The sequence below is a fragment of the Denitromonas ohlonensis genome, from assembly GCF_007625205.1.
In the GTDB taxonomy this organism is placed as follows: Bacteria; Pseudomonadota; Gammaproteobacteria; order Burkholderiales; family Rhodocyclaceae; genus Nitrogeniibacter; species Nitrogeniibacter ohlonensis.
This window is the reverse complement of the sequence record NZ_VMNI01000036.1, coordinates 1-4143: the sequence shown is the minus strand read 5'-3', so window position 1 is coordinate 4143 and position 4143 is coordinate 1. Positions and strand designations below refer to the sequence as shown.

At 61.4% G+C, this 4143-nt stretch carries 3 protein-coding genes; all 3 read right to left on the bottom strand.

Annotation, left to right across the window (positions count from 1 at the left end; all coding sequences use genetic code 11):
* Window positions 1-426 precede the first annotated feature (426 nt).
* Window positions 427-705 (bottom strand): periplasmic Cu(I)/Cu(II)-binding protein CopK, encoded by a 279-nt coding sequence (gene copK / locus FHP89_RS20815; RefSeq protein ID WP_144179785.1) that lies wholly within the window; start codon window positions 703-705, stop codon window positions 427-429.
* Between the two features lie 74 nt (window positions 706-779).
* Window positions 780-1166 (bottom strand): CzcE family metal-binding protein, encoded by a 387-nt coding sequence (locus FHP89_RS20810; RefSeq protein ID WP_144179786.1) that lies wholly within the window; start codon window positions 1164-1166, stop codon window positions 780-782.
* A 237-nt stretch (window positions 1167-1403) separates the two neighbouring features.
* A partial coding sequence (locus FHP89_RS20805) for an efflux RND transporter permease subunit (protein ID WP_144224981.1) occupies window positions 1404-4143 on the bottom strand: 2740 nt, incomplete at its 5' end.

Sequence of the window (4143 nt, the reverse complement as noted above, 5' to 3'; positions counted from 1 at the left end):
TCGGCCAATGCTGTCGGCCACGCTGCGTCGATTGAGTGGCGGCAATGCATTGGTTACCTGCCGCTCAACGGCAGATTGGCATCAACGTCAGCTTTCCAATCTTGCGAACGCGAACTCCCGACCCTCAAGAGTCTTTCGCCGTCTCGACGGGTCAGCGGCAGGTTTCTGAGCCGAGCAGCCGTACAGGCTGACGACTGACCGAGTGCTCCTCGGCCTTATGTTGAGCTCCACAGAAGGCCGGCAATCAGACACTCTCAATCAAACGACAGTTCCACCATGGTGAATTTGTTGCTGACCGGGTTTTTGGACCTTGAATAGGTACTAGATGGTTAGAGGACCTACGGAAGCCGAGCGCAAATGACAAGCCCCACCGCCAGGGTGGGACTTATCGATTGCCCGAAGGCAGGCACTCAAGGCGTGAAGTCCTTAGCCGCGATGGTCTTTGTGAAGGAGTGCATCCAATCGCCAGATTTCATTGCCGTTCATGATGATCTTCTGACCATCGGTCGTTTCCATCACATGACCCGGCTGCATGTGTGTGGCTCTTCCCAGCTTGTCCTCCATGCCCATCTTCCCGTCTTTGAAGATGTACACCGTCGCGCCATCCTTCAAAGGGATGGACTTCTCGACGAGTGCGGCGTCAGCGGCGAAGGCAGAGATGCTGACTGCGCTGATAGCAAAAATGGTGAGTGCTTTCTTGATCATGATTGGCTCCTGGAGCGTTGAGTGATATCGCGGGCACGTTCAAAAAATCCCGCTAGGCAAATGTTCTTCCGGCCTTAGCCGGCAAAATCCGGGTTCTTAGACACATAGACTGTGACGCCCTTGGCGCCGGGTATGACCTCGGACAGCGCGAACGGGCGGGTGCCGAGCGTATCGAAGGTCCAATCCAGGCTCTTTCCGTCGACCGTGATACGAACGGTTTCAAGTTGGTTTACGTTCAGATATTTCGCCTCGCCGCTCAGCGTGATCTCCCGACTTGGCGCGGCAACAGCCTTGTAGCCGAAGGGGGCCAACTGGTTGGCGGTGGGCTGAGCATTCGATTCGGACACATGATTCAGCCAATGGGAGCCAGCCTCCGTGTAGTCCGGATGAGCGTAGGCGGAGGTCGCGGCAACGCCGCCAATTGCGGCGATGAAGGACAGTTTGATCAGGGTGGTTTTCATGGTGTTCTCCTTGGAAAAAGTTTCAACTGAGCCGAACTTCGTCTATCCGACCGTGAAGACATCCTAAGGGGCTGACACCGACGGGACGCTGACCCGGGAATTACATTGTCGTTAGCCAAATGTCGTGATGTCGTTACGTCACGGGAGGTCGCCCTCCGGACGCCTGCCGCACCACAAACGACAACGGCCGGGCGCATGCGAGCCGCCCGGCCGTTGTCCTCGCGCGAGTCTTATTGACTAGCTTGGCTCAGGAATCAGCTCCGACTTAACCACTGCCCGAGGTGTTTCCAGGCCTCGCTTCAGGCGCCACTGCTTGACCAGCGCATACAACGCCGGGATCACGCCCAGCGTCAGCACTGTCGACGAGATCATGCCGCCGACCATCGGCGCGGCGATGCGGCTCATGACTTCAGAGCCGGTGCCGGTGCTCCACATGATGGGTAGCAGGCCGGCCATGATGGCTACTACGGTCATCATCTTGGGCCGCACCCGCTCAACCGCGCCTTCCATGATGGCGTGATAGAGGTCCGACACATCGGGTTGGCGACCATCGCCAAGCCGTTTCGTTTTGATTTCCTCCCATGCCTGATCCAGGTAAATCAGCATCACCACCCCGGTTTCAGCCGCCACGCCGGCCAGTGCGATAAAGCCCACCGCCACCGCCACGCTCATGTTGTACCCCAGCCACCACATCAGCCAGATGCCGCCCACCAGCGCGAAAGGCACCGACAGCATGACGATCAGCGTTTCAGCCAGGCGGCGGAAGTTCAGATACAGCAGCACAAAGATGATCGCCAGCGTCAGCGGCACAACCAGCGACAGCTTGGCCTTGGCCCGCTCCATATACTCGAACTGGCCCGACCAGGTGGCGTAGTAGCCCGGCGGGAAGCTGACCTTGTCGGCCACTGCCTGCTGCGCCTCTTTTACATAGGAGCCGACGTCGCGGTCGCGAATGTCGACAAACACATAGGCCGCGAGCAGCGCATTCTCGGTCTTGATCCCCGGCGGACCGTTGCGCAGCGCAATCTCGGCCAGTTGCCCCAGCGGGATCATGCCCGCGGCGCTGGGCACGAAGACTTCATTGGCGATGCGCTGCGTGTCCTCGCGCAAGGCGCGCGGGTAGCGCACCGTGACGTTGTAGCGCTCCAGCCCTTCGACGGCGGTGGTGACCGGCGCGCCACCCAGGGCGGTGGATACCACCTGCTGGAACTCACCCACGGTGATGCCGTAGCGTGCCAGTTGCTCGCGGCGCGGAGTGATGTCGAGGTAATACCCGCCGGTCACCCGCTCGGCGTAGGCGCTGGTGGTACCGGGCACGTCCTTGACCGCCTGCTCGATCTGGCGCGCCAGCTTTTCGATTTCGCCCAGATCCTTGCCGAAGACTTTGACCCCCACTGGCGTGCGGATACCGGTCGACAGCATATCAATGCGCGCCTTGATCGGCATGGTCCAGGAGTTGGCCACGCCGGGGAACTTGAGCGCCGCGTCCATCTCGGCGATGAGCTTGTCCACCGTCATGCCCGGGCGCCATGTGTCTTCCGGCGTGAGATTGATGACGGTCTCGAACATCTCGATCGGTGCCGGATCGGTCGCGCTATTGGCGCGGCCGGCCTTGCCATACACCGACTCAACCTCTGGGAAGGTCTTGATCACACGGTTAGTGGTCTGCAGCAGGCGCGCGGCTTCGGTCACCGACATGCCAGGCAGCGAGGCCGGCATGTAGAAGATCGAGCCCTCGTTGAGCGTGGGCATGAATTCCGAGCCGATCTGCCGTGCCGGAAAGATCGTCGCCGCCATTGCCAACACAGCGAGCACCAGGGTGGTCCATTTGCGGCGCATCACCCACTGAATGATCGGCCGATAGGCCCAGATCAGGAAGCGATTCACCGGGTTCTTCTGCTCCGGCATGATGTGCCCGCGAATGAACAGCATCATCAGCACCGGCACCAGCGTGACCGAAAGAATGGCAGCACCGGCCATGGCAAAGGTCTTTGTGAAGGCCAGCGGGCTGAACAGCCGCCCTTCCTGCCCCTCCAGCGTGAACACCGGCAAGAAGGAGACGGTGATGATCAGCAGCGAGAAGAACAGCGCCGGCCCCACTTCCTTGCAGGCGCGGATCATCGCCGCCGCACGGTCGCGTTGGTGCGCATCGTGCGGTAATCGCTCCAGGTGTTTGTGGGCGTTCTCGATCATCACGATGGCCGCATCGACCATCGCGCCGATGGCAATGGCGATGCCGCCCAGGCTCATGATGTTGCTGCCCATGTCCATCGAGCGCATGGCGATGAAAGCGATCAGGATGCCGATCGGCAGCGTGAGGATGGCGACCAGCGCACTCCTCACATGCATCAGGAAGATGATGCACACAGCGGCGACGATCAGGCTCTCCTCGAACAGCGTCCATTTCAAGTTGGCGATGGCCCGCTCGATCAAGGGCGCACGGTCATACACCGGCACAATCTCGGTGCCCTCGGGCAGGCCGGGCTTGAGTTCCTCGATCTTGGCCTTGACGTTGGCGATCACATCGAGCGCGTTCTGGCCAAAGCGCGCCATCACGATGCCCGAGGCCACTTCGCCCTCGCCGTTCAGTTCGGTGATGCCGCGCCGCCCGGCGGGCACGAGTTCGACCCGCGCCACGTCGCGCACCAGCACCGGCGTGCCGCCATCGGCCTTGAGCACCAGGGTTTCGATGTCCTCGACGCCCTTCAGATAGCCCAGGCCACGCACCATGAATTCCTTCTCGGCCAGCTCCACCACCCGGCCACCGACATCGCGGTTCGATTCGCGGATCACCTGCGAGACGCGCGCCAACGGAATCCCGTAGCTCGCCAGCCGGTGCGGGTCGACGATGACCTGGTATTCCTTGACGAAGCCGCCCACGCTGGCCACCTCGGCCACCCCACCGGCCTTGGTCAGCTGGTAGCGCACATACCAGTCCTGCACGCTGCGCAGGTCGGCCAGCGACTGGTCCTTGCCG

Bases quoted from the DNA above. Each gene is read 5' to 3' on its own strand.
- FHP89_RS20810 (WP_144179786.1), bottom strand. From the start codon at position 1,166: ATGAAAACCACCCTGATCAAACTGTCCTTCATCGCCGCAATTGGCGGC.
- copK (WP_144179785.1), bottom strand. From the start codon at position 705: ATGATCAAGAAAGCACTCACCATTTTTGCTATCAGCGCAGTCAGCATC.